This is a genomic window from Blautia sp. AF19-13LB, from assembly GCF_003479105.1.
Lineage (GTDB): Bacteria > Bacillota > Clostridia > Lachnospirales > Lachnospiraceae > Fusicatenibacter > Fusicatenibacter saccharivorans.
The window spans coordinates 254692-280343 of sequence record NZ_QUGO01000002.1 but is presented as its reverse complement, the minus strand read 5'-3'; the positions used below and the strand labels follow the sequence as shown (position 1 = coordinate 280343).

The 25652-nt window shown below is 50.9% G+C and carries 21 protein-coding genes and 2 tRNA genes; 20 read left to right on the top strand and 3 right to left on the bottom strand.

Annotated elements, in window-relative coordinates; genetic code table 11:
* Positions 1–221 precede the first annotated feature (221 nt).
* From dnaJ to DWX32_RS03515, 10 genes are all read left to right on the top strand, one after another.
* Positions 222–1430, top strand: a complete 1209-nt coding sequence (dnaJ, locus tag DWX32_RS03560) for a molecular chaperone DnaJ (RefSeq protein ID WP_117813029.1) — start codon at positions 222–224, stop codon at positions 1428–1430.
* A 167-nt stretch (positions 1431–1597) separates the two neighbouring features.
* The gene (gene hisA / locus DWX32_RS03555) at positions 1598–2374 is read left to right on the top strand and encodes a phosphoribosylformimino-5-aminoimidazole carboxamide ribotide isomerase (RefSeq protein WP_117813030.1); all 777 of its coding nucleotides are present in this window, start codon (positions 1598–1600) and stop codon (positions 2372–2374) included.
* 300 nt (positions 2375–2674) lie between these two features.
* Complete coding sequence (gene hpf, locus DWX32_RS03550) at positions 2675–3202, top strand: ribosome hibernation-promoting factor, HPF/YfiA family (protein WP_055218411.1); 528 nt, start codon at positions 2675–2677, stop codon at positions 3200–3202.
* 234 nt (positions 3203–3436) lie between these two features.
* Entirely contained in the window at positions 3437–6007 is a 2571-nt protein-coding gene (gene secA / locus DWX32_RS03545; protein ID WP_055218413.1) for a preprotein translocase subunit SecA, read from the top strand.
* A 141-nt stretch (positions 6008–6148) separates the two neighbouring features.
* A protein-coding gene (gene prfB, locus DWX32_RS03540; RefSeq protein ID WP_117509617.1) for a peptide chain release factor 2 occupies positions 6149–7256 on the top strand; the annotation gives its coding sequence in 2 pieces (ribosomal slippage) (positions 6149–6199 and positions 6201–7256; 1107 coding nt in all).
* A gap of 111 nt (positions 7257–7367) precedes the next feature.
* Positions 7368–8621 (top strand): SPFH domain-containing protein, encoded by a 1254-nt coding sequence (locus DWX32_RS03535; protein WP_055228302.1) that lies wholly within the window; start codon positions 7368–7370, stop codon positions 8619–8621.
* Between the two features lie 56 nt (positions 8622–8677).
* Positions 8678–9787, top strand: a complete 1110-nt coding sequence (locus tag DWX32_RS03530; RefSeq protein WP_118659280.1) for a TFIIB-type zinc ribbon-containing protein — start codon at positions 8678–8680, stop codon at positions 9785–9787.
* Positions 9784–10629, top strand: a complete 846-nt coding sequence (locus tag DWX32_RS03525) for a TPM domain-containing protein (protein WP_118659279.1) — start codon at positions 9784–9786, stop codon at positions 10627–10629. The genes DWX32_RS03530 and DWX32_RS03525 overlap by 4 nt, the downstream gene beginning before the upstream one ends.
* Positions 10630–10735: 106 nt before the next feature.
* Positions 10736–11182, top strand: coding sequence for an ACT domain-containing protein (locus DWX32_RS03520; protein WP_022461318.1), 447 nt, complete (start codon positions 10736–10738; stop codon positions 11180–11182).
* A gap of 30 nt (positions 11183–11212) precedes the next feature.
* The gene (locus DWX32_RS03515; protein WP_118659278.1) at positions 11213–12430 is read left to right on the top strand and encodes a homoserine dehydrogenase; all 1218 of its coding nucleotides are present in this window, start codon (positions 11213–11215) and stop codon (positions 12428–12430) included.
* A gap of 89 nt (positions 12431–12519) precedes the next feature.
* On the opposite strand, the gene DWX32_RS03510 is transcribed toward DWX32_RS03515, so the two are convergent.
* Both DWX32_RS03510 and DWX32_RS03505 read right to left on the bottom strand, forming a co-directional pair.
* On the bottom strand, positions 12520–13338 hold the full coding sequence (locus DWX32_RS03510) for a DUF975 family protein (RefSeq protein WP_118659277.1): 819 nt from the start codon (positions 13336–13338) through the stop codon (positions 12520–12522).
* Positions 13339–13357: 19 nt separating this feature from the next.
* Positions 13358–13837 (bottom strand): hypothetical protein, encoded by a 480-nt coding sequence (locus DWX32_RS03505; protein WP_117801393.1) that lies wholly within the window; start codon positions 13835–13837, stop codon positions 13358–13360.
* A 209-nt stretch (positions 13838–14046) separates the two neighbouring features.
* Between DWX32_RS03505 and DWX32_RS03500 the strand changes: the two genes are divergently transcribed.
* From DWX32_RS03500 to DWX32_RS03485, 4 genes are all read left to right on the top strand, one after another.
* The gene (locus DWX32_RS03500; protein ID WP_118659276.1) at positions 14047–16191 is read left to right on the top strand and encodes a Tex family protein; all 2145 of its coding nucleotides are present in this window, start codon (positions 14047–14049) and stop codon (positions 16189–16191) included.
* A gap of 66 nt (positions 16192–16257) precedes the next feature.
* Entirely contained in the window at positions 16258–17022 is a 765-nt protein-coding gene (locus DWX32_RS03495; protein WP_118659275.1) for a YlmH family RNA-binding protein, read from the top strand.
* Between the two features lie 164 nt (positions 17023–17186).
* Positions 17187–18272, top strand: coding sequence for a tryptophan--tRNA ligase (trpS, locus tag DWX32_RS03490; RefSeq protein WP_022461312.1), 1086 nt, complete (start codon positions 17187–17189; stop codon positions 18270–18272).
* Between the two features lie 102 nt (positions 18273–18374).
* The gene (locus DWX32_RS03485; RefSeq protein WP_055228308.1) at positions 18375–19070 is read left to right on the top strand and encodes an anaerobic ribonucleoside-triphosphate reductase activating protein; all 696 of its coding nucleotides are present in this window, start codon (positions 18375–18377) and stop codon (positions 19068–19070) included.
* 8 nt (positions 19071–19078) lie between these two features.
* Here DWX32_RS03485 and DWX32_RS03480 read toward each other — a convergent pair whose 3' ends face one another.
* Positions 19079–20368 (bottom strand): DUF6128 domain-containing protein, encoded by a 1290-nt coding sequence (locus DWX32_RS03480; protein ID WP_158579546.1) that lies wholly within the window; start codon positions 20366–20368, stop codon positions 19079–19081.
* Between DWX32_RS03480 and tadA the strand changes: the two genes are divergently transcribed.
* The 6 genes from tadA to DWX32_RS03450 all read left to right on the top strand — a co-directional run bounded on the left by tadA (position 20368) and on the right by DWX32_RS03450 (position 25464).
* On the top strand, positions 20368–20916 hold the full coding sequence (gene tadA, locus DWX32_RS03475) for a tRNA adenosine(34) deaminase TadA (protein ID WP_118659273.1): 549 nt from the start codon (positions 20368–20370) through the stop codon (positions 20914–20916). The two genes, DWX32_RS03480 and tadA, sit on opposite strands and share 1 nt — an antisense overlap.
* A 179-nt stretch (positions 20917–21095) precedes the next feature.
* Positions 21096–21181: transfer RNA gene (locus DWX32_RS03470), tRNA-Ser, on the top strand.
* 172 nt (positions 21182–21353) lie between these two features.
* On the top strand, positions 21354–22787 hold the full coding sequence (locus tag DWX32_RS03465; protein ID WP_117509592.1) for an RsmF rRNA methyltransferase first C-terminal domain-containing protein: 1434 nt from the start codon (positions 21354–21356) through the stop codon (positions 22785–22787).
* Between the two features lie 190 nt (positions 22788–22977).
* Positions 22978–24270 carry a PcsB-like coiled-coil domain-containing protein gene (locus tag DWX32_RS03460; protein ID WP_118659272.1) on the top strand — a complete coding sequence of 431 codons (1293 nt, stop codon included), beginning with the start codon at positions 22978–22980 and terminating at the stop codon, positions 24268–24270.
* Positions 24271–24505: 235 nt separating this feature from the next.
* Positions 24506–24579, top strand: a tRNA-Pro gene (locus DWX32_RS03455).
* Between the two features lie 99 nt (positions 24580–24678).
* A complete protein-coding gene (locus DWX32_RS03450) occupies positions 24679–25464 on the top strand; it encodes a Cof-type HAD-IIB family hydrolase (protein ID WP_242857168.1) in 786 nt (261 codons plus the stop codon).
* Positions 25465–25652 lie beyond the last annotated feature (188 nt).

The following is a 25652-nucleotide window of genomic DNA, read 5'->3' as shown; positions in this document are numbered from 1 at the left end:
CAGCATGTCACACTCCGTGAAAATACCGACTGTGAGTTGAAACAATAAGTAAATAAACGCAAAAAGCCCTGTGAGGCGAATGTTTGCAGGGGACGGAAAATACATTCCGCCCCCTGTATTTATGCTGGTATTGCTTTCGGAAAAGTGCTATACTGGAGCGTGCGGAAAAACATTTCTGCAAAGATGAAATTTGTGGAACAGAAATGAAAAGGTGAACATAAATGGCAGAAAAAAGAGATTATTACGAGGTCCTCGGCGTAGACCGCGGAGCGGACGATGCAACATTAAAAAAAGCATACCGTAAACTGGCCAAGAAATACCATCCGGATATGAACCCGGGCGACAAAGAGGCCGAGGCAAAATTTAAAGAGGCGACAGAAGCCTATGGCGTGCTGAGTGATCCGGACAAACGGCGTCAGTACGATCAGTTTGGCCACGCTGCATTTGAAAACGGCGGTGGCGGCGCAGGAGCCGGCGGATTCGGCGGCTTCGACTTTGGCGGCGGAGATATGGGTGATATCTTCGGCGATATTTTCGGCGACCTGTTTGGTGGCGGCGGAAGCAGAAGAAGAGCAAACAATGGACCGATGAAGGGAGCAAACCTCCGCGCTGTTGTCCACATTACGTTTGAGGAAGCTGTTTTCGGATGCCAGAAAGAGCTCGAGATCAACCTGAAGGATACCTGTACAACGTGCCACGGAACCGGCGCAAAACCAGGAACTTCACCAGAGACATGCTCCAAATGTAACGGAACCGGTCAGATTACGTACACACAGCAGACCATGTTCGGCTCTGTGAGAAACGTGACAACGTGTCCGGATTGTAACGGAACCGGAAAGATCATTCGCGATAAATGTACCGCATGCCACGGCACGGGCTATACATCCAGCAGAAAACGCATTCAGGTCAACATTCCGGCCGGAATCGACGATGGACAGAGCATCCGGATCCGTGAAAAAGGTGAGCCGGGTGTAAACGGCGGACCGAGAGGAGATCTGATTGTCGAGGTTCAGGTAACCCGTCATCCGATCTTCCAGAGACAGGATATGAACATTTTCTCCACTGCACCGATTACGTTTGCCCAGGCAGCACTCGGCGGCGATGTGAAGATCAGCACCGTTGACGGAGACGTTCTCTACACTGTAAAACCGGGAACCCAGACCGATACGAAGATCCGTCTGAAGGGAAAAGGTGTTCCGTCCCTTCGCAACAGCAATGTGCGCGGTGATCACTACGTAACACTCGTAGTCCAGACTCCGACGAAACTGAATGAGAAAGCAAAAGAAGCCCTCCGCGCCTTCGACGAAGCCTGCGGAAACCGCCCGGCAGCAGAAGAAAAAGCAGCCAACGGCGAAACTGCAGAGCAGCCGAAGAAGAAAAAAGGCTTTATGGATAAAGTGAAAGAGGCCTTTGAGGACATCGATAAATAAAGAACGGCGGCAAGCCGGAAAAGAAAGAAGAATCTGTGGAAAAAGCAGGTTCTTCTTTCTTTTCTATGAAAGAACCATGAAAATTTGGTGAATTTATACACAGAATGGTCGGATTTTGATATAATGTGGAAAACTTAAGGGGAGAGAAAAGAAAGGAAACGGGGAAAATGAGATTTCGACCATGTATTGATATTCATAACGGAAAAGTAAAACAGATTGTCGGGGGATCGCTGAAAGATCAGGGAAATCAGGCGAGCGAGAATTTTGTCTCGGAGCAGGATGCGTCGTACTATGCGCAGCTGTACGAAGAGCAGGGCATTACGGGCGGCCATGTGATTCTGCTGAACAAGAAAGGTACCGAGTTTTACGAGGAGACGAAGCGCCAGGCATTGCTGGCACTCTCGACGTACCCGGGCGGCCTGCAGGTGGGAGGCGGCATTGATGCGGAGAATGCGTGCGAGTTTCTGACAGCGGGGGCAAGCCATGTGATTGTGACTTCGTATGTGTTCCGCGACGGCCATGTGTTCTATGAAAATCTGGACAAGCTGGTGACGACGGTAGGAAAGCAGCGGCTGACACTGGATTTAAGCTGCCGGAAGCGGGACGGAAAATACTATATCGTGACGGACCGCTGGCAGAAGTTCACGGACGAAGAAGTGACAGAGGAACTGCTGCATCACCTGTCAGAATACTGTGATGAGTTCCTGATCCATGCCGTGGATGTCGAGGGAAAGGCTTCCGGCATTGAGACGGAGCTGGTGGAACTGCTTGCGAAGATGAAAGATTTTCCGGTGACGTACGCCGGCGGCGTGGGAAGTTTTGAAGACCTGGAGCTGCTCAAAAAACTGGGAAACAACCACGTCGATGTGACAATTGGCAGCGCACTGGATCTGTTCGGCGGCAAAATGAAGTTTGAAGACGTGCTGGCAGTATGCCGCCGGTAAGCGGAAACGGACGTTCACCCGCGCCATTCGCAAAACCGCGCTTTCAGCGCTCTCCGCTGCTGCGCAGCTCCTTTTTGCTCATAACCAGGCGCTCCCTTTGTATCTTATTCTCGACAGATTTCATGCGAGCATGAAATCTGTCAAAAATAAGATGCAAGTGAACTGTAACAGAAAAAACTCTAAAATATTCATGAATTTTCTAAATACTATTGCAAATAAAGACAACTATTGCTATAATTAGAGATACTTACAGGGGAAGTGAAAAACCTGTAAAATTTGAGAGCAAAGGGGTTGGGCATAATGAAAATTACCATCAGCGGAAAAAATATTGACGTGACAGAGGGATTAAAAGCCGCGGTCAATGAAAAACTTGGCAAACTGGAGAAATATTTTACGCCTGACACAAATGTCATTGTAACCTTAAGTGTAGAGAAAGAAAGACAGAAAATTGAGGTTACCATTCCGGTAAAAGGAAATATCATCCGTTCCGAGCAGGTAAGCAACGATATGTACGTATCCATCGATCTGGTAGAGGAAGTCATCGAACGCCAGCTTCGCAAATACAAAAACAAAATTGCCGACAAACAGCAGGAAGCAGGAAACTTCCAGAAAGAATATCTGGAGCATGACTATCTGGAGGACGAAGACATCCAGATCATCCGTACGAAAAAATTCGGCATGAAACCAATGTATCCGGAAGATGCCTGCGTACAGATGGAACTTCTTGGACACACCTTCTTCGTATTCCGCAATGCAGAGACCGACGAAGTAAACGTCGTTTACAAGAGAAAGAACAACACCTACGGTCTGATCGAGCCGGAGTGCTGAAAAGTAAATAAAGAATGAACAGTCACCCTGTTTCCAGTTTAGAAAAGCTGTGAAACAGGGTGACTTTTTCGCGGAAAGGGCCGGAAAGTCCGGGAAAAGCCGTAAAAACAGCGGAAAACCGGGGAACGGCACCAAATGTTTACGAAAAATTCATTGTTATCTTGTGCCAGAAGTGGTAGAATAGTACCATATGTTAATATGGCAATTAATAGAGAAAGCAGGAGCAAACATTCTATGAAATTCACAGAAAAACTTTTTGGTACGCACAGTGAGCGCGAGTTGAAACGAATCTATCCAATCGTAGACAAAATCGAAGCTCTCCGCCCGACCATGCAGGCGCTGACCGATGAAGAGCTGCGTGCCAAGACAAAGGAATATAAAGACCGCTACAACGGAGGCGAATCCCTGGATTCCATTCTCCCGGAAGCATTCGCAACCGTCCGCGAGGCAGCAAAACGTTCCCTCGGTATGGAGCACCACCGCGTACAGCTGATCGGTGGTATTATCCTTCATCAGGGCCGTATCGCCGAGATGAAAACCGGTGAAGGAAAAACCCTCGTTTCCACCCTTCCGGCTTACCTGAATGCACTGACCGGACGCGGTGTCCACATCGTTACCGTCAACGATTACCTGGCAAACCGAGATGCTGAGTGGATGGGCAAAGTCCACAGATTCCTCGGTTTGACCGTCGGTGTCGTTCTGAACGATATGAAGAACGATGAGCGCCGCCAGCAGTATGCATGCGACATCACCTACATCACCAACAACGAACTTGGTTTCGATTACCTGCGTGACAACATGGTGATCTACAAAGAGCAGCTCGTACAGAGAGAGCTTGCTTACTGTATCATCGACGAGGTCGACTCCGTCCTGATCGACGAGGCAAGAACACCTCTGATTATTTCAGGACAGAGCAGCAAATCCACCAAGCTGTACGAGACCGCAGATATTCTGGCACACCAGATGCAGCGCGGCGAGGCAAGCGGCGAGATGACCAAGATGACCGCGATCATGGGCGAGGAGATCGAGGAGACCGGAGACTTCATCGTCAACGAGAAGGACAAATTCGTTACCCTGACCGATGACGGTGTGAAGAAAGTCGAGAACTTCTTCCATATTGAGAACCTCTCCGATCCGGAGAACCTGGAGATCCAGCACAACGTGATCCTGGCGCTGCGTGCCAATTATCTGATGCACCGCGACAAGGACTATGTAGTCAAAGACGACGAGGTTCTGATCGTCGATGAGTTCACCGGCCGTATCATGCCGGGCCGCCGTTATTCCGATGGTCTGCATCAGGCAATCGAGGCAAAAGAGCACGTAAAAGTAAGAAGAGAGAGCAAGACTCTGGCAACCATCACGTTCCAGAACTTCTTTAACAAATACGAGAAAAAAGCCGGCATGACCGGTACTGCCCTCACCGAGGAGCAGGAGTTCCGTGACATCTACGGCATGGACGTTATCGAGATCCCGACCAACCGCCCGGTCATCCGTGTGGATATGGACGATGCCGTATACATGACGAAAAAAGAGAAATTCCACGCAGTCGTAGAGGAAGTCAAAGAGGCACATGCCGTGAACCAGCCGGTTCTGGTTGGTACCATCACCATCGAGACTTCCGAGCTGATCAGCAAAATGCTGCGCCGCGAGGGAATTCCGCATCAGGTCTTAAATGCGAAGTTCCATGAGCTCGAGGCAGAAATCGTAGCCCATGCCGGTGAGGCAGGAGCCGTTACCATCGCGACCAACATGGCCGGCCGTGGTACCGATATCAAGCTGGATGATGTGGCAAAAGCTGCCGGCGGCTTAAAGATCATCGGCACCGAGCGTCATGAGTCCCGCCGTATCGACAATCAGCTCCGCGGTCGTTCCGGCCGTCAGGGAGACCCGGGTGAGTCCCGTTTCTACATTTCCCTGGAAGACGATCTGATGAGACTCTTCGGTTCCGAAAAACTGATGGGCATTTTCAAATCCCTCGGCGTACCGGAAAATGAGCAGATCGAGCACAAGATGCTTTCTTCCGCCATCGAAAAAGCGCAGAAGAAGATCGAGGGCAACAACTACGGAATCCGTAAAAACCTGCTCGACTATGACCAGGTCAACAACGAGCAGCGTGAGATCATCTACAAAGAGAGACGCCGCGTTCTGGACGGCGAGAGCATGAGAGACACCATCTTCAAGATGATTGCCGACACCATCGACAATACTGTGGATCTCTGCATCGGCGAGAACACCGAGCAGTCCGAGTGGGATCTGACCGAGTTAAATGAGATGTTGCTCTCCATCATGCCGGTGAAGGCAGTGACAAAAGAGCGCGTAGAGAAGATTTCCAAAAACGAGCTGAAACAGCAGTTAAAAGAGGAAGCTGTTAAACTCTACGAGGAGAAAGAAGCAGAATTCCCGGAGGAGGAGCAGATTCGTGAGCTTGAGCGTGTCGTTCTTCTGAAGGTTATCGACCAGAAGTGGATGGATCATATCGATGATATGGATCAGCTCCGCGAGGGTATCGGCCTGCAGGCATACGGCCAGAGAGACCCGAAGGTTGAGTACAAGATGGCAGCTTACGACATGTTTAACGAAATGCTCGAGTCCATCCAGCAGGATACCGTCCGTCTCCTGTTCCATGTACGTGTTGAGCAGAAAGTAGAACGTGAGCAGGTAGCCAAAGTGACCGGAACCAACAAAGACGAGTCCGGCCCGAGAAAACCGGTACAGCGCGCAGAGCGTAAGATCTATCCAAACGATCCATGCCCGTGCGGAAGCGGCAAGAAGTACAAACAGTGCTGCGGAAGAAAACCGGTTTGATAAAAGCAGAACAGCAGTGAGACGGATGAGCACGATCCGTTTGACAAAGCACGCAGCTTCCCTACCAGAAGCTGCGTGTCATACAAAATATAAAACAGAAAGCAGGTGAAGCTTGTGGTAGTTGAATTAGACCAGTTCAAAATGGAACTTGGCACATACGATAAACCATTAGTGGAAGTGAGGGATTCACTTTGACCTCGCTAACAAAGAGCAGAGGATCGAAGAATTAGAGCGTAAAATGGAGGAACCCAATTTCTGGGACAATCCCGAAGAAGCGCAGGAGCAGATGAAACAGCTGAGCAGCATGAAAGAGGACAGAGATACGTATCAGAAACTGGTATCCGCCAAAGAAGATATGGAAACTCTGATTGAGATGGGACAGGAGGAGGATGACGATTCCGTTGTTCCGGAAATCGCGGAAATGATGGAAGAGTTCAAGGCATCCTTCGATGCCATCCGCATCAAAACCCTGCTGTCCGGCGAATTTGACAAGGACAATGCGATCATCAAACTGAACGCAGGTGCAGGCGGAACCGAGGCGTGCGACTGGTGCGGCATGCTGTACCGTATGTACACCAGATGGGCAGAACGCAAAGGCTTTACGATCGAGGAACTCGACTTTCTGGACGGTGATGAGGCCGGTGTGAAGTCCGTGACATTCCAGGTCAACGGCGAAAACGCTTACGGTTATCTGAAATCCGAAAAAGGCGTTCACCGTCTCGTCCGTATTTCTCCGTTCAACGCGGCAGGAAAACGCCAGACATCGTTCGTATCGTGCGATGTTATGCCGGATATCGACAAAGAGATCGATGTTGAGGTTCGTGATGAGGATATTCGTATCGATACGTACCGTTCCAGCGGTGCCGGCGGACAGCACATCAACAAGACATCTTCGGCGATTCGAATCACGCATATGCCGACCGGCATCGTGGTTACCTGCCAGAACGAGCGTTCCCAGTTCCAGAACAAGGACAAGGCAATGCAGATGCTGAAAGCAAAATTGTATATGCTGAAACTCCAGGAGCAGGCAGATAAGCTGAGCGACATCCGCGGCGAAGTAACCGAGATCGGCTGGGGCAACCAGATCCGTTCTTACGTTATGCAGCCATACACCATGGTCAAAGACCACCGTACCAACGCAGAGACCGGAAACGTCGATGCAGTCATGGACGGCGGAATTGATCTGTTTATCAACGCATATCTGAAGTGGATTGCCCTCGGAACCGGAGCGAAAGAGGAAGAAGCATAATTCGGCTGTGGGCAGAGCACAGTGACAAGTAAAATAAGGAGCATTTTCACCAACAGAGGACGGAAATGCTCCTTTCTGTTTTGAAGCCAAAGGCAAACAGGAGGTAAAAGTATGGGTATTATCAGAGCAGCAGTCAATGCAGTACACGGCAGTCTCGCCGATCAGTGGCTGGAGACCGTGGAACCGTATGAGATGGGGGAACATACGGTATTTACAGAGGGAATTCTGGTAAGAAAAGGCCAGAATAAAAAGGGAAGCCAGACGATTTCAAACGGTTCTGTGATCCATGTCTATGACAATCAGTTCATGATGCTGGTGGACGGCGGAAAGATTATTGATTACACCGCAGAGCCGGGCTACTTTACCGTAGATCAGTCATCGTCTCCGTCGATGTTCAGCGGATCGCTTGACGCGGCAGTAAAAGATACGTTTGAGCGCCTGAAATTCGGCGGCCAGACCCCGCATGAGCAGAGAGTTTTCTATATTAATCTGCAGGAAATCAAGGGAATCAAATTCGGAACGAGAAATCCGGTCAACTATTTCGACCAGTTCTACAATGCCGAGCTGTTCCTTCGGGCACACGGTTCCTATTCCATCCGCATCGTCGATCCGCTCCGCTTCTACGCAGAGGCTGTGCCGAGAAACGCATCCCGCGTGGAGATTGAGGATATCAACGAGCAGTATATGAACGAATTTTTAGAGGGCCTGCAGTCCTCGATCAATCAGATGGCAGCCGACGGCATCCGCATTTCGTTCGCAGCATCCAAGAGCGCCGAGCTGTCCCGCTACATGGCAGATGCGATGGATGAGAGCTGGCGGGCAATGCGCGGCATGGAGATCCAGTCCGTGGCAATCGCAAGCCTTTCCTACGATGAAGCTTCCCAGAAACTGATCCAGATGCGCAACGAAGGTGCGATGATGTCTGATCCATCGATCCGTGAGGGCTATGTACAGGGAGCGATGGCACGCAGTATGGAGAAAGCAGCAGCCAACCCAAACGGAGCCATGAACGGCTTTATGGGTGTTCAGATGGGCATGAATGCCTTCGGTTCCTCGTTTGCATCGGCGTCCGCTTCGAATCAGCAGCAGATGCAGCAGCAGGCGGCAGCCAAGGCACAGCAGGAAGCTGCAAAAGGCGTATGGAAATGCTCCTGCGGAACGGAGAACACCGGCAATTTCTGCTCAAACTGCGGAAGTGCAAAGCCGATGGTGTGGATCTGCGGCAAGTGTGGAACCGAGAACAGCGGTAAATTCTGTTCGAACTGTGGCAGCCCGAAACCGGAAGCGGCAGGAAAATGGGTCTGCGCATGCGGAACGGAGAATACCGGCAAGTTCTGCTCGAACTGCGGAAAACCAAGACAGTAAAAGAAAACAGATAACCATCCAATACAACAGCGGCTCCGGGGAAGGAGGGATAGAATATGGAGGTTATTACATACAAATGCCCGAACTGCGGAGGCGATCTGACCTTCGATCCGGCAAGCGGAAAGTATAAATGCGAGTACTGCCTGTCCTCGTTTACACAGGAAGAAGCCGAAAAGGCGAACCCGAAAGCAGCGGAAGCGCTGAACGGGGAGGACGATGCTGCCGGTGCACAGGAAGCATCCGATGCACAGAAGGAAAGCAGTACGGAGGAAACAAAAGGGGAAACAGAGCAGGGCGAAGCAGTTGTCTACACCTGTCCGAACTGCGGCGCTGAGATTGTGACCGATGCGACGACGGCAGCGACATACTGTTTCTACTGCCACAACCCGGTGGTGCTTTCCGGCCGGCTCTCGGGAGAATATATGCCGGATTTCGTGCTGCCGTTTAAGATCAGCAAGGAGCAGGCAATCGAGAAATTTTTGTCATTTGCGCGGAAGAAACGCTTTATTCCGAAGGACTTTTTCGAGAAAAACCAGGTACAGAAGATGACGGGTGTCTATTTCCCGTACTGGATTTACGGCGGAGACTTTGAGACGGATTACATGGCACACGGCCGGAAGGTGAGAGTCTGGCAGACCGGTGATGTGGAGTACAAAGAGACCAGCATCTACGATGTCCGCCGGGAGGGCGAGGTCCGCGTGGACGGTCTGTCGCGCAATGCACTGAACAAGGCCGACCGCGATCTGATCGAATGCGTGCAGCCCTATCGTCTGGAGGAGATGCAGCCGTTTTCTATGGGCTATCTTTCCGGATTTCAGGCGGAAAAACGTGATATCGAACAGGCGCAGATCGCACCGGAACTGAAAAAAGAACTGGAGACGATGGCGCGCGGCGCAATGCGGAACGAGGCGAACGAGTATCTCTCCCTCGAGCAGGAGAAAATGAAGCTTTCTCCAAAGCGGGAGGACTGGCGTTACGTACTGTTTCCGGTCTGGACACTGACGTATCCGGGAAAAGACGGGAAGGTTTACTACTATGCGATGAACGGCCAGACCGGAACGATCAACGGCGATTTTCCCTATGAGCGGAAGAGAGCCCTTCTGACGTCGGCTGTGAGTGCTCTTCTGGTTCTGATTGTGATGCTGATAGGAGGGTATTTCGCATGAGAAGAATGAAAAAAGCAGGACAATATCTGCTCGGGATTTTTGCGGCCCTTCTGCTGTGCGGGATTTTTTCTGTGAATACCGTAAAAGCCGAATCCCAGCATATCTACGACAATGCATCGCTTCTTTCTGATGCGGAGGAGCAGGACCTCGAGAGATCCTGCGCGGAGTTCGAGAACAATACGGAAATTCATATGGTCATCCTGACCGAGCGCAGCAGCGGTTCCGAGGACTGTCAGGCGATTGCAGATGATTTTTATGACAAAAAGTATCCGAAAGAGCCAAACGGTGTCTGCTTCCTCATCGACATGGGACAGCGCCAGATCGTGATTTCGACGTCCGGTATTATGCAGTATTATATGTCGGACACGGAAATTGACGATATTCTGCAGGCGGCGCAGGGGTACGCGAAAGACGGCGACTATGCGGGAACTTTTGCAAAAATGATTACGATGACGCAGGAATGCTTCGACCGCGGCGTTTCCGATGCGGACTATCTGATTACAGAAGATGGTTCCATTATTCATTACCGTAAGATCAACAGAACGGAGGCTCTTATTGCTGTTATCGCAGCTGCTGCGACAGGAATTCTTGTTTATTTTGGAATTTGGAAAAGCTATCGACGAAAGAAAAACCGTGGTGCAAAGAGTTATGCGGATCTGAAGCGCGTGAAAATCAGAGACCGCAGGGATGCACTGATCGATCGCCATGTATCGATGCACAAAATCCAGAAGGATGATGGCAACCACGGCGGAGGCGTTTCTGGCGGCGGAGGTGGCGGTGGAAGCACCGTTCACACTTCGTCAAGCGGAAACAGCCACGGCGGCGGAAGCATTGGCTTCTGAAAAGCGATTCGAAAAAATTCCTTGCGTATTGTGTCGGAATATGGTACGATCTTTCCTGTGAAAACAAATGTATTTCCTGGAAAGAGTATAAAGGTAGAGGATTGCCATGAGAGAAGAAAAAACAAAGTACTATGTAATCAAAGAAAAAGCGGTTCCCGAGGTCCTTTTGAAGGTCATCGAGGCCAAACGGCTGATGGATATGCAGGAGCTTACCGTGCAGCAGGCAACGGAAAAAGCGGGAATCAGCAGAAGCTCTTTCTACAAATACAAAGATGATATTCTTCCTTTTCATGACAATGCAAAAGGAAAAACGATTACATTTATTCTGCAGATGGACGATGAGCCGGGACTGCTTTCCGATGTGCTGAAGATTATTGCCGAGTTTCACGGAAACATTCTGACCATTCATCAGACCATCCCGTTAAACGGTGTGGCATCGCTGACGATCAGCGTGGATATCGCGGAAGACCGGGGAGACGCCTCGGAGATGATTAACGAGATTGAGTCCAGACAGGGAGTTCATTATTTTAAAATATTAGGACAGGAGTCCTGAAAAAGAAAAAGCAAGAGAGGGACAAAAGAGATGATTCAGATTGCAGTATTAGGATATGGCACGGTTGGTTCCGGTGTGGTAGAAGTGATCAACACGAACCATGACAGCATCAACAAGAGAGCAGAGAACGAAATTAATATCAAATATGTCCTGGATTTAAGAGATTTCCCGGGAGATCCGGTTGAAAAAGTGCTGGTACACGATTACGAAGTGATCGCAAACGACCCGGAGGTTGATATTGTTGTTGAAGTAATGGGCGGTGTGGAGCCGGCTTACACCTTCACAAAACGTGCGCTGGAGGCTGGAAAGAGCGTCTGCACATCCAACAAAGAGCTGGTGGCAAGACATGGCACAGAGCTTCTCACGATCGCAAAAGAGCACGGTGCAAATTATCTGTTTGAGGCAAGCTGCGGCGGCGGTATCCCGATCATCCGTCCGTTAAACTCCTCCCTGACTGCAGATGAGATCGATGAAGTAACTGGTATCTTAAATGGTACCACGAACTATATCTTAAGCAAAATGGCAAGCGACGGTTCCGATTTCGCGGATGTATTAAAAGAGGCACAGCGCCTCGGCTACGCAGAGCGCAACCCGGAAGCAGATGTAGAAGGCTACGATGCGTGCCGTAAAATTGCGATTCTTTCTTCTCTTGCTTATGGAAAAGAAGTCAATTACGAAGAGGTTTACACCGAGGGAATCACAAAGATCACCGCAGAGGATATCAAATATGCGACCTCGATGGGAACCGCAATCAAACTGCTCGCAACAAGCCGCAAGGTGGGTAATCAGTATTACGCCATGGTAAGCCCGGTGATGATTGACGCGAAAAACCCGCTGTACAGCGTAAACGGTGTCTTCAACGCCATCTTCATCCACGGAAATGTACTGGGTGATGCGATGTTCTACGGAAGCGGAGCAGGAAAGCTTCCGACCGCAAGTGCCGTTGTAGCCGATGTCGTAGACTGCGCAAAGAACAAAGGCAGAAACATCATGATGAGCTGGAGCGAGGAAAAACTGGACCTGCTGCAGATCGATGATGTAAAGAGCCGCTTCTTCGTCCGCGTGTCCGGCCACGCCGCAGAGCGCCAGAGTGAGATCGAGGAGCTGTTCGGAAAAGCAGAAATCGTAGCAGTTCCAAGTCTGTCCGAGGAGTTCGCATTCATCACAGGCGAAATCACAGAGCAGGAGTACAGAGAAAAAGCAGAGAAACTCGACGGAATCCAGAGCAGAATCCGCGCGAGAATTTAAGATCTCGAAATAGACATAACTAAAAAGACGTTTCACAGCCGTAAAGCAAGGGGTGTGAAACGTCTTTTTAGTTATCTTAAAATTTATTTTTAAAGATCTGTGCCGGATCCAAAGGAATCCGTATCATATCCCACCGGTTCCGATGCCGGATACAGGACATCTTTCCGTTCCTGATAGAACGCAGCCATCGTGATCTGCATATAGGGCATTACCCACAAAAAGCCGATGGCACAGGAACAGGATGCGAGAATCTCAAGCCCTAAGAAACTTAAGAGAAGCAGAATGTAGCGGAAAAAGTTCTTCTTCATCATCGCAAAGCTCTGGCGAATTGCCTGGATCGGGCCGATGCCGGGAGCGTCGTTCATCACAAAGGTGGAAAGGGAAAACGGAACCAGCACCAGCGTGGAAACGAGAGAGCCGATCAGCTTGTAAACGTAAACGTTCATCAGAGAAGAAAGCTCGGCTTCGATGGAAAGTGCTGTTCCAAGCGTCAGATCCGCACTCGGGGAGGAAAGATACTGGAAGCCCGGAATGCTGGAAATCAGGGCGATCACGGAGCTGATGCCGTTGATGATAAGGAACATCAGCACGTACTGGTCCGGGTGGTGATAGAAAGCGTAGAGCATATCACCGACGGAAATCGGTTCCCCGCGCAGCGTTGAGAGGCAGATCTTTAAGTAGCCCGCCTGAAAGAGGCTGAGGAGCAGGGAAAACAGGAACAGCGTCAGATTCAGGAAAATGATATCGTACAGCGTTGTGCCTGAAAAAATCAGCGTCGGGATGAGGGAGCAGGAGAAGGTGAGAAACAGGTTGATTGCGGTTGCGCCCACCAGCGTGCCGCATCGGCCTGCCATGGCCTCACGGGCCTGCTTTTTCGGTTCTGAAAATTTCTGTTTTTGTCCGTTCATGAAAAATCCTTTCTGGTACCTAGATGGTATTTCCGTCGGTGGTTGTTCCGTTATCCGGTGTCATCTGGTATTCCTGCATGTACTGATTGTAATACCGCTCAAGCAGGTTGGTGCTGCCGCCGCTGACCATGTTGAAAAGCAGGAAAGCATACATGATGCAGATACCGACAATTATGCCGATGGTACAGCCCGCAAGACCGGCTTTTGCCGTGCCGCTCATGCGTCCTGCGCCGCGGCTTAAAAGGGCGAAGATCACGCCGAGCGAGCCGAAAAACAGGGACCCCATGTTAAGCATGAACAAAAAGGAGCAGATCGCCATGACCATCGAAGCGGCCGCAAGGGCCTGCGAACCCGTCCTGCGCGGCGGCTGTACGGGAGGCTGCTGCTGGTAATGCTGATACGGTCCGGGACGCTGGCCCTCAGGCACGCCGTACGGATGGGAGGACTGATAGGAATCTCCGGACTCATTGGTGTTTGGATCGTAATTTTCTGGTGTCATAAAATGTCCTTTCTTCTGCAAAAAAGCGCGGTTTCACACGCAGTCTGTCAAAAAAGCTATAGTAAAGATTTTATCATGTAAGGTTGACAAAAACAAGACCTATTGATAAGGTAATAGAGTGGCTGTTCCGCCAAGGGTCCCGCTTTTTATGCGGGAAAAACAGAGAAGGAACAGCGTGTTTTGGAAGAGACAACAGGAGGAATTTACCTATGGATATGAATCAGGTATTGGCAGCCGAGCTGAACGTCAAACCGTGGCAGGTAGAAGCTGCAGTGAAACTGATTGACGAGGGAAACACGATCCCTTTTATTTCACGATATCGAAAAGAAGCAACAGGTTCCTTAAACGATGAGATACTGCGAAATCTGTACGACCGTCTGATGTACCTGCGCAGTTTAAATGACCGCAAGGCCGTTGTCCTTGCGAGCATCGAGGAGCAGGGCAAGCTGACCGCAGAACTGAAAAAATCCATCGAAGAGGCCGCAACTCTCGTGGTCGTAGAGGATTTATACCGCCCGTACCGTCCGAAACGCCGGACGCGTGCGACGATCGCAAAAGAAAAAGGACTGGAGCCGCTGGCGAATATCATTCTTCTGCAGATGACAAAAGAGCCGCTCGAAAAAGAGGCAGAGGCTTTTGTTTCAGAAGAAAAGGAAGTCAAAACGGCAAAAGACGCCATTGCTGGTGCCTGCGACATCATCGCCGAGAGCATTTCCGATGAGGCCGATTACCGTATGGAGATCCGCCGCAGAACCGAGGCGAAGGGCCTGATCGTCTCGACAGCAAAGGATGAGAAAGCAGAGTCCGTTTACGAGAATTACTATGAGTTTTCCGAGCCGGTATCAAAAATTGCCGGACACCGTGTGCTGGCACTGAACCGCGGTGAGAAAGAAAAATTCCTGAACGTCAAAATTGAGGCGCCGACGGAAGAAATCCTGCGTTATCTCGAGAAAAAAATCATCACCAAAGAGAATCCGCAGACAAAGCCGGTTCTGCAGGCGACCATCGAGGATGCCTACAACCGTCTGATCGCTCCGGCCATCGAGCGTGAGGTCAGAAATCAGCTCACCGAAAAGGCAGAGGATGGTGCGATCAAGGTCTTTGGAAAGAACCTTGAGCAGCTTCTGATGCAGCCGCCGATCGCAGGCCAGGTTGTCCTTGGATGGGACCCGGCGTTCCGTACGGGATGCAAGCTGGCCGTTGTCGATGCGACTGGAAAAGTGCTCGATACCACCGTGGTTTACCCGACCGCGCCGACGAACGAGAAGAAGATTGCAGCAGCAAAAGCGACCGTAAAAGATCTGATCCACAAATACGGCGTCACCCTGATTTCTGTCGGAAACGGAACTGCAAGCCGTGAGTCCGAGCAGATCATCGTCGAGATCTTAAAAGAGATTCCGGAGAAGGTTGCGTATGTGATCACAAACGAGGCAGGAGCGTCTGTTTACTCCGCAAGCAAGCTGGCAACCGAGGAATTTCCAAACTTTGATGTCGGACAGCGAAGCGCCGCTTCCATCGCACGCCGTGTGCAGGATCCGCTGGCAGAGCTTGTCAAAATTGATCCGAAATCGATCGGCGTCGGCCAGTATCAGCACGATATGAACCAGAAGAAGCTCGGCGAGGCGCTCGGCGGTGTCGTTGAGGATTGCGTGAATAAAGTCGGTGTCGATCTGAATACGGCATCCGCGTCGCTGCTGGAATACATTTCCGGTGTCAGCAAGGTGATTGCGAAAAATATTGTATCATACCGTGAGGAGAACGGCCGTTTTGAGAGCAGAAAAGAGCTCCTGAAAGTGGCAAAACTCGGACCGAAAGCGTTTGAGCAGTGTGCAGGCTTTATGCGCATTACCGGAGGCAAAAATCCGCTGGACGGCACAAGCGTGCACCCGGAGAGCTACGAGGCAGTCGAGAAGCTGTTTGCAAAGTTAAATATGAAGACAGAGCAGATCAGCGATGGACCGACGGCGTTCTTCATCAAAGATTACAAGAAGATGGCAGAGGAGATCGGTGTCGGCGAGATTACGCTGCGCGATATCATCAAAGAGCTGCAGAAGCCTGGCCGTGACCCGCGTGACGAGATGCCGCGCCCGATCCTGCGCACCGACGTGCTCGATATGAAGGACCTGAAGGTCGGCATGATCTTAAAGGGAACCGTGCGCAACGTCATTGACTTCGGTGCATTCGTCGATATCGGCGTGCATCAGGACGGACTCGTCCACATTTCCCAGATGACGAAACGCTTCATCAAGCATCCGCTGGAGGCTGTGAGCGTCGGCGATATCGTGGAAGTGAAGGTCATCAGCCTTGATCTGGCGAAGAAGCGGATCGGGCTGTCGATGCTGCTGGATAAATAAAGTGTGATACGTGGGCTGCCCGAAAGAAAACAGGGGCAGCCCGCGGTGTATCAAAGGGGGATTACCATGAATGAGGAAGAAGTGCTGGTCGGACGGATTCAGGATCTGGCAGAGCAGTGTTATCACAGGGATGTTCCGTCGCACACGGAGTTTCTGACGCTGGCGGAGCAGGATCTGTTCTACCGTACGGTAAATAAAATTCCGGGCGTGCGTTACGTGCTGTCCGGCGGATACGAGGCGGCAGAGCGGAAAGCGGCGCTGTTTCTGCCATCCTATGCAGAGGACGGTGATGCGTCGATGCTTCCGATCGTAGTCGTGCGCATCAGCCCGCTGAATGAAAAATTTGCGGATGCGCTGTCACACCGTGATTTCTTAGGATCACTGATGAATCTCGGCGTGGAGCGGTATAAGCTGGGAGACATTCTGATCGATGGAAACCAGGCGTATCTGATCTGTATGGCGGATATGGCGGACTACATCTGTGCGGAGCTGAAAAAAGTGCGCCATACGAGCGTGTACTGTGAAGTCGAGGCGGGACTGCCGGAGGAGCTGACGGAGCCGAAAACCGAGCGGAAAGAAGGCTCCGTCGCTTCCGTGCGGCTCGATGCGGTGCTGTCGCTGGCGTTCAGCAGTTCGCGGAGCAAAATGGTGCCGCTGATCGAGGGCGGCCAGGTGTTTATCAACGGAAAGCTGGTGACATCGCCGAGTGCGTCATTAAAAGAGGACGATCTCGTGACCGTGCGCCATATGGGAAAATTCCGCTATGTGGGCGTGCAGAACCAGACGAAAAAGGGAAGGCTGTACGTGGCTGTTGAACGATTTGTCTCATAATAGATATTTTGAGGGATTTTACAGGAAAAGACCATTGACAGTGTTTGTAAAAAGACGGTATTATAGAGGGTATGTAGAAGGTCCGCAGTTATGAGAATTTTCATGAAATTTTTCATACAGAAGCGGACTGCGAAGATTACGTATCAGGAAGGCAGGAAGAAAAAATGGGAAAAATTATACTGACCGGCGACCGACCGACCGGCAAGCTGCATGTAGGACATTACGTTGGTTCACTGCGCCGCCGCGTGGAGCTGCAGAACTCCGGTGAATTCGATAAAATTTACATCATGATTGCAGACGCACAGGCGCTGACCGACAATGCGGACAACCCGGAGAAGGTGCGCCAGAACATTCTGGAGGTAGCACTGGATTACCTTTCCTGCGGACTTGATCCGGAAAAGAGCACCATCTTTATCCAGTCTCAGATTCCGGAACTGTGCGAGCTTTCTTTCTATTATATGAATCTCGTTACGGTTTCCAGACTGCAGAGAAACCCAACCGTAAAATCGGAGATCCAGATGAGAAACTTTGAGGCGAGCATCCCGGTTGGATTCTTCACCTACCCGATCAGCCAGGCAGCCGACATCACTGCATTCAAGGCAACGACCGTTCCGGTTGGAGAGGATCAGATGCCGATGATCGAGCAGACACAGGAGATCGTCCACAAATTCAATACGGTTTATGGCGAAGCACTTGTGCAGCCGAAGATTATGCTGCCGGAGAATGATTCCTGCAGACGTCTGCCGGGTATCGACGGAAAAGCGAAGATGAGTAAATCGCTCGGAAACTGCATTTACCTGTCCGAGGAGCCGGATGAGATCAAGAAAAAAGTCATGAGCATGTACACCGACCCGGATCACATCAAGATCACCGACCCGGGCAAGATCGAGGGAAATACCGTATTTACTTATCTCGATGCATTCTGCCAGCCGGAGCACTTCGAGCGCTATCTGCCGGATTACGCAAATCTCGACGAGCTGAAAGCACATTACCAGAGAGGCGGCCTTGGCGATGTCAAAGTGAAGAAGTTCCTGAACAATGTACTGCAGGAGACCTTAGAGCCGATCCGCAACCGCAGAAAAGAGCTGGAAAAAGACATTCCGGCGATCTATGAGATGCTGAAAAAAGGCAGCGAAGAGGCAGAAAAAGTTGCCGCTCAGACACTGGCGGATGTCAAAGCAGCCATGAAAATCAACTATTTTGATGATCTGGACCTGATCCGTTCCCAGGCAGAGCGTTACGGCAAATAATTACCAATAGAAGATGAATGGAAAAAGCGGACATTATGGTTCCGCTTTTTCTGTTGCAGGGCGGACGAAAGTTCGGAGTCCTGCGGTCGGAGAGGATAGCATATGGTCATACATGGATTTCAAAAGCTGACGCTGCTGGATTACCCGGGCAAGGTGGCGTGCACATTGTTTTCGGGCGGATGTAATTTCCGCTGCCCGTTCTGCCAGAACGGAAATCTCGTGCAGCATCCCGAATGGGAGCCGGTGATTCCGGAGGAGGAGATTTTTGCAGTGCTCGAAAAGCGGCGCGGCGTGCTGGACGGCGTCTGCGTGACGGGCGGTGAGCCGACGCTGGATCCGGATCTGGAGCGGTTCGTGACGAAAATTAAGGAACTGGGATATCTTGTGAAGCTCGATACGAATGGATACCGGCCGGAGATTTTGAAAAAGCTGGTGGAAGAGAAGAAAATCGATTACGTCGCCATGGACATCAAAAATGCGCCGTCCCGGTACGGCGAGACGGCGGGCGTGAAAAAGATCGATGTGATGCGGATCAATGAGTCGGTCGAGTTTTTAAAGAGCGGCGTGGTGGACTATGAGTTCCGGACAACGCTCTGCAAAGAGCTGCATGGAAGGGAAGAGATCGAAGCGATCGGAAAGTGGCTTTCCGGGGCAAAACGGTACTTCCTGCAGAATTACCGGGAATCGGATTATGTGATTGATCCGAGGTTCTCGGGGTATGCGAGGGAGCAGCTCGAGCGGTTCTGCGAGATCCTGCGCGGAAAGATTGAGACGGTGGAGATCCGCGGCGTGGATTAAAAAACGCTTTAAAGCGTGCGGTACCAGTAGCCGAAGCGGGCATCGGGCGCGAGCTCGGATGGGCGCATCGCCTGCCTGAAGTGGAAAAAGCCGAAGAGGCTTGCCATGAACTGCTCATTCGGCGTGTAGACGCCGGGGACGCCGAAATACCAGAGTTCCTGCTGGTCGCGGTTCCGGGCGAGGAGCAGATGGCGATAGGACGAGGAGCCATGGAGGACGAAGCGGTTCGCATCCACCGAAAGACCGACGGCGCGGAGCTGTGGAAGATCGTCGAGTGAGAGGCGCAGGCAGTCGGTCAGATCATCATCTGGGAACGGGTGGAACTCCGGGAACTGGTCCTGAAGCTGGAGATAGAGAGCAGCGCGGGACGGCGGCACGGCTGCTGCGGCGGGAAAATCGGCGGAAGTCATATGTAGCGGCTGGGCGGCAGAATCCGGGATGGGCTGCGGCGGTTCCGGGTTGGCAGAGGGATAGCTTTCTGCGGTTTTCACAGATTCTGCGGATGCGGGATAGAGTGTGTTGGCGGATGATTGCGTGATCCGGTCTGCAGGAACGGTGTTTACCGTGTCAGTTGATGTGGATTCTGTGGAGACGGTGGATTCCGGGCTGGAATTTCGTGGATAAAGTTCGGAATTGCTGCTGAATTCTGTGGAAAGTTCATCGAACTGTGCTTTGGAAGCGTCTGATGATGGCAGGGACTGCGCAGGTACGGCGGGATCCAGAGGTTCGGGTGTTTCGGCAGTTTTCTCTTCGGTCGGTCTGGCATCATTGTCTGCGGATGTTTTGGGCTCCTGCGGGAGCGTGGGAGCGAAAAACTCCGGCTGAATCGGAAGATCGTCCCACTGGGTGGCGATGACGCCGGTCTGGCGGCAGAGCAGGATCAGACCGCCAAGCTCGTCGAGCGTGACATCCGTCTGCCCAATGGCATCGGAGTGCGTGAAGAGTTTTCCACTCGTAGAAGAGCGCCCCGCAAGGAGATTTCCGAGCGGAATGCCGTACATCCGCCCTGACCGGCGGATAAAACCGTAGACCGTGACCGAGGTCTCCGGCGGAAGAGACGGCGATTTGATCTGGAAGTCCATGCGGCAGAAGCCGTTCTGCGACTCCACGCGGACAAAGCCGCAGCATCCGCCCTTGCGGTTGTTCGGGTATTCGTATAGATAGGCAATGAAACGCCGGTAATCAGACATAAAAACCTCCTGCATAGAAGTAAAAAGAGTAGAAAAAGATACTGCGCTACAGTTCACGATATGCGGGAAGGACAGAAAATATACGCAGAGAAGAAAGGAAGTGCACAATGGAAGAAGAAACAAAGCTGGTAACGCCGGAGGAAAAAGCGCACCGGAAAGAACGGGAACGCTTCATGCGCCAGGCGATTACGCAGGCGAAGAAAGCGGAAAAGCTGATGGAAGTTCCGATCGGCTGTGTGATTGTGTACGAGGGAAAGGTGATTGCGCGGGGCTATAACCGCAGAAATACGGATAAAAACACGCTGTCCCACGCGGAACTGAATGCGATCCGGAAAGCAAGCAAAAAGCTCGGCGACTGGCGGCTGGAGGGCTGTACGTTGTATGTCACCCTGGAACCATGCCAGATGTGCGCCGGTGCGATCGTACAGGCGAGAGTCAGCGAAGTCGTCATCGGCAGCATGAACCCGAAGGCGGGCTGCGCGGGATCGATCTTAAATATGCTGGAAATGCACGAGTTTAACCATCAGGTGAAGGTCGAGCGCGGCGTGCTGAAAGAAGAGTGCTCGGAGATGCTGAGTGCGTTTTTCCGGAGACTGCGGGTGGTGAAAAAGAAGAAAAAAGAAGAGAGGAAGAGGGCGGAAGAAGGGAAAGAATAAAAGAAGAGGCAGCATCGGGATGGGATGCTGCCTGAGGAAGATTATTTGTTTGAGTAAGTTGCACTTTCGAATATTTCCGTAAAAAATACAATCCCCGTATTTCCATCGGAAACCATCGAAAAAATCATTGACGAATCCCGAAAAAAGCACTATAATATATGATGTATTTGACAAAATACGGAGAAGTACCCAAGAGGCTGAAGGGTCTGGCTTCGAACACCAGTAGGTCGGAAACGGCGCAAGGGTTCAAATCCCTTCTTCTCCGCTATGCAAAAAAGAGACAGCAAAAAGATTGAAAAATCGAAAAAGCTGTCTCTTTTTCTGTGAGAAATTATGAAACAGATGCAAAACAAAAGAAACAAAGACAGAAAAAGCATCGCCAGTTCACGAAAAGGGACCGATGCACAACAAAGCAAAATAAAAAGGAGAGACAATACATGGCGCAGTTACCACAGGAATTTCTGACCCGCATGCAGGACATGCTGGGCGATGAATTTGATGCATTTTTAACTTCCTACGACGCACCCCGCACGGCAGGCTTGCGTGTAAATACAAAAAAATGCCGGACCGAAGATTTCCCGCCGCTTGTTCCGGGAACGTGGAAGAAAATTCCGTGGATTCCAAACGGCTATTTCGTGCCGGACGGCATGCGCATGGGCCAGTCTCCGCTGTATGCGGCAGGCGTCTTCTATCTGCAGGAGCCAAGCGCCATGACCCCGGCGTCCCGCCTCCCGATCGAACCGGGTGAGCGTGTGCTCGATCTCTGCGCCGCACCGGGCGGCAAGGCAACCGAGCTGAATGCGCGCCTGAAAGGAACCGGCCTTCTCGTCGCCAATGACATCAGCAACGCCCGCGCCAAAGCACTGCTGCGCAATCTGGAGCTGTTCGGAAGTGAAAACGTGCTTGTCACCAATGAGACACCGGCAGGCCTTGCAGACGTCTTCCCGGGCTTCTTCGATAAAATCCTCGTGGATGCACCGTGCTCCGGCGAGGGCATGTTCCGGAAAGATGAGGCAGTCATCGGCACCTGGACCCCGGAGCGGCCGGATTTCTTTGCGGATCTGCAGCGCGAGATCACCTCGAATGCTGTCAAAATGCTGCGTCCGGGCGGCCTCATGATGTATTCGACGTGTACCTTCGCCCCGCAGGAGGACGAGGGAACCGTTTCTTTCCTTCTGGAAAACTTCCCGGAAATGGAACTGATCGAGATGGAAGGCTACGAAGGTTTTTCAAAAGGCAATCCAGTCTGGGGAAACGGCGATCCGGAGATCGAAAAGACCGTGCGCATCTGGCCGCATAAAATGAACGGCGAGGGCCATTACCTTGCCCTGTTCCGCAAAAAAGGCGAAGCCATTCCTTATGAGACAGAAGAAAAACCGATCGAAAAGAAAAACAAAAAACAGAAAAACCGGAAAAAAGACCGCGGAACGGAAGCACCGGGTCCGTCGAAAGCAGAAAAACAGATCCTTTCCGATTTCCTGTCCCGGATGACAGCACCGATCCCGGTGGAGGAACTGGAAGTCCGCGCCGGAAAAGTATACCATTCCCCGTCCCTGCCGGATGGCGTGCGGAATCTTCATTTCCTGCGGAACGGTCTGTATCTCGGTGAACTGAAAAAAGACCGTTTCGAGCCGTCACAGCCGTTTGCCGTGACACTCTCCGCGGACAAGTTCAAAGATTACATGAATTTAAAGGCAGATGACGAGCGTACCGAAAAATATCTCCACGGTGAGACAATTTCCGTAGAGCCGGGAGAGACCGCATCGCCGTCGGGCTGGAAGCTGGTCTGCGTCGATGGATTCGGCCTTGGATGGGGCAAACTGGTCAATGGAACCTTGAAAAATAAGTACCCTGTTGGATGGAGAAAGTAGAAAAATCATGCCAGTTTTTGCAGGAAAAACGTCGAAATATTACAAAGTTATTAACAGAAATTAAAAAAGACTTTCATTTCAGACATACTTGTGTTATAATGGCAAAGTACGGCGGGAAAAAAGGCCCATTTTCCGCAGTAACTTGGAGTGACAATCAGCAACAGAACGTAATAAGTATGAGGTGTACGACATGAAAAAAAAGAAATTATTCAGCCTGGTTTTGGCCACAGTGCTTACGGCAGCAACCGTTCTGCCATGCTATGGTGCCAGTACAAAGGAGAAAATTTCAAATGCTCAGGCAGAACAGGCTGCCGCACAGTCTCAGCTTGACAGCATACAGAGCAGGATTGACGAACTCAATTCCAAAAAGGGACAATCAGAAGAATATCTTTCCGAACTGAACCAGCAGCTGGACGATCTGCAGAACCGTCTGCAGGAGCTTCAGGATCAGTATGATGCGAAGCAGAACGAACTGGTACAGATTCAGGCAGATCTGGAAGATGCAAAAGCAAAAGAAGAAGAGCAGTACGAGGCGATGAAGCTCCGTATCCAGTATATGTATGAAAATTCTTCCGGAAACGGATACATGGCAATGCTCTTTTCTTCCAAAAGCATTTCAGAGCTGATCAGCCGGGCAGAATACATACAGAAAATTTCCGATTTCGACCGCGATCTTATGCAGGAGTATGAGGACACGGTAGACCAGGTAAAAGAAAAAGAAACACAGGTGCAGGAAGAGCAGGCAGCGATCGTAGAACTGCAGCAGCAGAGCAGCGATCAGCAGGAAGCCATTCAGGAGCTGTACGCAGCAGCTTATCAGGAACTCCGTACCTACTCCGCAGAGCTGGACGATGCAAAATCCAGCGAGAGTGCACTGGTAGATGAAATCAACAGCAAAGCAGATGCAATCAACGACCTGATCCGTCAGGCGAAAGAAGAGGAGATTGCAGCGCAGAAGAAAGCAGAAGAGGAAGCAGCCGCCGCACAGCAGGCTGCCGCAGAAGCTGAGGCAGAGGCCGCCAGAAAACAGGCAGCCGAGGCCGAGGCCGCAAGAGTCGCAGCCGCAGAAGCAGCAAATGCCGCAGCGAAAGCAGATACCGATACAAGCAGCAGTTCCGGAAGCAGTTCTTCGGACAGCAGCGCATCCTCCACGACAACGGGGAGTCCATCCGCGTCAGATACTTCCAGCAGCTCCTCCAGCGGAACATACCTTGGAAGATTTAAACTGACAGGCTATTGCTCCTGTTCCATCTGTACCGGACAGTGGTCCGGCGGATCCACCGCGAGCGGAACCACACCGACCGCAGGCAGAACGATTGCCATGGGCGGTGTACCATTCGGAACGAGACTGATGATCAACGGCCAGGTTTACACGGTAGAAGACCGCGGAACCGCTTACGGGCACGTAGACATCTTCTGCAGCAGCCATTCCGAGGCGCTGAGCTTCGGCGTGCAGTATGCAGATGTATATCAGCTGAGCTGAGAAACAAAGATAAGGGATATGCCGGAACAGAACTTCCGGCATATCTCTTTTTTGACTTTCTCAGAAACTGTCATTCTAAAAGAACACCAAAAAGGCCGCAAACCCGTGTAAAATGTACCTTTTGAAGCAATAATAAAAAAAATTAAAAAAATTTCAAAAAAGGTGTTGACATTCCTATAGACATCATATATAATAGCTATTGTTGACGGACGAGAGTTCAGAAAACAAATAAAATCGAAGCGTGGCTCAGTTTGGTAGAGCGCTGCGTTCGGGACGCAGAGGTCGTGGGTTCGAATCCCGTCGCTTCGACTGGAATGAAAATGCCGAAAGCCTTGACAATCAAGAGCTTCGGCATTTTTTCGTATGTCAGAAAGAGAACAGGAAACAGTACACGAGGAGGAAATTTTTGTGAAAGCATTATTTTTTGATATTGATGGAACGTTACTGAGTGAGATTACAAAAGAAATTCCGCAGAGCGCGCTCGATGCATTGAAAAAGACAGCGGAAAAAGGAAATCTTACGTTTATTAATACCGGCCGCACCTGGTCGGAGCTGCCCGAGGAGCTGAAAAAGCTTCCGTTTTCCGGATTTCTGTGCGGCTGCGGGACCTATCTGCGCCGGGACGGCGAAATCCTGATGCATCAGACGATTCCGAAAAAGCGCTGTGAGGAAATCCCGGTTATTTTAAAGGAGTGCAGGATCGGCATGATTCTGGAGGGAACGGATAATGTTTATTTTTCGTCGGAGGTATCCCGTTTTCGGGAGGTCGAGCAGACCCGTGCCTATTTCGCTGCTGTCGGAATCGGACTCGCGGAGACAGCGGAGACAAAAGGAATCATTTACGATAAATTTTGTATCGTAACCGATGCACAGTCTGATATAGAACGTATGTACCGTGAATTTGAGCAGGAGTTTGATATCATGGATCGCCGCGGCGGTGTATACGAAATCGTTCCGCACGGCTGCAGCAAAGGAACAGCTGTGGACTATGCGCTGAAACAGTTTCAGCTGGAGAAAGAAGATGCATACGTATTTGGCGACAGCAGCAACGACCTTACCATGTTCCGGTGCGGCGCACACACCATTGCGCTTGGAAAACATGATGAGATTCTGGATCCGTACACAGAGTACGTAACCGATACCGTCGAGCGGGACGGCGTGGCAAAGGCGATGGAGCATTACGGATTGATCTGACAGAAAAAAAGAAAGCGAAGGGGCGCATTTGAAAAGAAATTTTCAGGTGCGCCCCTTTGGTTGCAATTTTCTGAAATAGGAAACAAGAAAAGCAGCGTCTGAAAAGGTATGTGCATTGCAAAGTAAAAAATTTCATGGTAATATAAAAATGAGTTTTTATGTATATTTGTAATGATACCAGGAGGTGA

Bases quoted from the DNA above. Each gene is read 5' to 3' on its own strand.
- hisA (WP_117813030.1), top strand. From the start codon at position 1,598: ATGAGATTTCGACCATGTATTGATATTCATAACGGAAAAGTAAAACAG.
- DWX32_RS03460 (WP_118659272.1), top strand. From the start codon at position 22,978: ATGAAAAAAAAGAAATTATTCAGCCTGGTTTTGGCCACAGTGCTTACG.
- DWX32_RS03535 (WP_055228302.1), top strand. From the start codon at position 7,368: ATGGGTATTATCAGAGCAGCAGTCAATGCAGTACACGGCAGTCTCGCC.
- tadA (WP_118659273.1), top strand. From the start codon at position 20,368: ATGGAAGAAGAAACAAAGCTGGTAACGCCGGAGGAAAAAGCGCACCGG.
- DWX32_RS03520 (WP_022461318.1), top strand. From the start codon at position 10,736: ATGAGAGAAGAAAAAACAAAGTACTATGTAATCAAAGAAAAAGCGGTT.
- DWX32_RS03500 (WP_118659276.1), top strand. From the start codon at position 14,047: ATGGATATGAATCAGGTATTGGCAGCCGAGCTGAACGTCAAACCGTGG.
- hpf (WP_055218411.1), top strand. From the start codon at position 2,675: ATGAAAATTACCATCAGCGGAAAAAATATTGACGTGACAGAGGGATTA.
- secA (WP_055218413.1), top strand. From the start codon at position 3,437: ATGAAATTCACAGAAAAACTTTTTGGTACGCACAGTGAGCGCGAGTTG.
- DWX32_RS03525 (WP_118659279.1), top strand. From the start codon at position 9,784: ATGAGAAGAATGAAAAAAGCAGGACAATATCTGCTCGGGATTTTTGCG.
- DWX32_RS03495 (WP_118659275.1), top strand. From the start codon at position 16,258: ATGAATGAGGAAGAAGTGCTGGTCGGACGGATTCAGGATCTGGCAGAG.
- DWX32_RS03515 (WP_118659278.1), top strand. From the start codon at position 11,213: ATGATTCAGATTGCAGTATTAGGATATGGCACGGTTGGTTCCGGTGTG.
- DWX32_RS03510 (WP_118659277.1), bottom strand. From the start codon at position 13,338: ATGAACGGACAAAAACAGAAATTTTCAGAACCGAAAAAGCAGGCCCGT.
- DWX32_RS03505 (WP_117801393.1), bottom strand. From the start codon at position 13,837: ATGACACCAGAAAATTACGATCCAAACACCAATGAGTCCGGAGATTCC.
- trpS (WP_022461312.1), top strand. From the start codon at position 17,187: ATGGGAAAAATTATACTGACCGGCGACCGACCGACCGGCAAGCTGCAT.
- DWX32_RS03530 (WP_118659280.1), top strand. From the start codon at position 8,678: ATGGAGGTTATTACATACAAATGCCCGAACTGCGGAGGCGATCTGACC.
- DWX32_RS03485 (WP_055228308.1), top strand. From the start codon at position 18,375: ATGGTCATACATGGATTTCAAAAGCTGACGCTGCTGGATTACCCGGGC.
- dnaJ (WP_117813029.1), top strand. From the start codon at position 222: ATGGCAGAAAAAAGAGATTATTACGAGGTCCTCGGCGTAGACCGCGGA.
- DWX32_RS03465 (WP_117509592.1), top strand. From the start codon at position 21,354: ATGGCGCAGTTACCACAGGAATTTCTGACCCGCATGCAGGACATGCTG.